The sequence below is a fragment of the Roseateles subflavus genome (assembly GCF_030285365.1).
Classification (GTDB): domain Bacteria; phylum Pseudomonadota; class Gammaproteobacteria; order Burkholderiales; family Burkholderiaceae_C; genus Roseateles_B; species Roseateles_B subflavus.
In genome coordinates this window covers 1-1082 of sequence record NZ_JASVDS010000022.1, presented here as the reverse complement: position 1 = coordinate 1082, position 1082 = coordinate 1, and the positions used below count along the sequence as shown (strand labels likewise).

Sequence of the window (1082 nt, the reverse complement as noted above, 5' to 3'; positions counted from 1 at the left end):
TGGCTCAGGACCTGGTCGTGAAGATCGGCCACGTGGGTCCCACGAGCGGCGGCATTGCCCACCTGGGCAAGGACAATGAGTTGGGCGCGCGCATGGCCATCGACGAACTGAACGCCAAGGGCGTGATGATCGGTGGCAAGAAGGCCAAGTTCGAACTGCTGGCCGAAGACGATGCCGGCGATCCGAAGCAAGGCACGGCCGCGGCACAGAAGCTGGTGGACTCGAAGGTCAACGGCGTGATCGGTCACCTGAACTCGGGCACGTCGATCCCGGCCTCGAAGGTGTACAGCGACGCGGGCGTTCCGCAGATCAGCCCGTCGGCGACGAACCCGAAGTTCACGCGCAATGGCTACAAGACCACGTTCCGCGTGGTGGCTGATGACGTGCACCTGGGTGGCACGCTGGGCAAGTACGCCGTGACGCAGCTCAAGGGCAAGGCGATCGCCGTGATCGATGACCGTACCGCGTACGGCCAGGGCGTGGCGGACGAGTTCGAGAAGGGCGTGAAGGCGGCCGGCGGCAAGGTGGTGGGTCGCGAGTTCACCAACGACAAGGCCACGGACTTCAGCTCCATCCTGACCTCGCTGAAGGGCAAGAAGCCCGACGTGATCTTCTTCGGCGGCATGGACGCCGTGGCGGGCCCGATGCTGCGTCAGATGAAGCAGCTGGGCATCGAGGCGAAGTTCATGGGCGGCGACGGCATCTGCTCGGGCGAGCTGCCCAAGCTGTCGGGCGGCACGATGGGTGACGGCCAGGTGGTGTGCGCCGAAGCCGGTGGCGTCGAGGGCGAGTCCAAGAAGTCGATGGAAGACTTCAAGGCCAAGTTCAAGGAGAAGTACAAGGTGGACGTGCAGATCTACGCCCCGTACGTGTACGACGCGACCAAGGTGATGGTGGCGGCGATGGAGAAGGCCGGTTCGGCTGATCCCGCGAAGTACCTGCCGGTGCTGGCCAAGACCGAAGGCTACAAGGGCGTGACGGGCACGATCAGCTTCGACGGCAAGGGCGACATCAAGAACGGCGCCCTGACGCTGTACACCTACAAGGGCGGTGCCCGCGAGCAGATCGCGGTCGTGCGCTGA

1 protein-coding gene is annotated in these 1082 nt (G+C 64.7%); it reads left to right on the top strand.

Annotated features, from left to right (window positions below):
- On the top strand, positions 1-1082 hold a 1082-nt coding region (locus tag QRD43_RS22685; RefSeq protein WP_285984793.1), incomplete at its 5' end, for a branched-chain amino acid ABC transporter substrate-binding protein.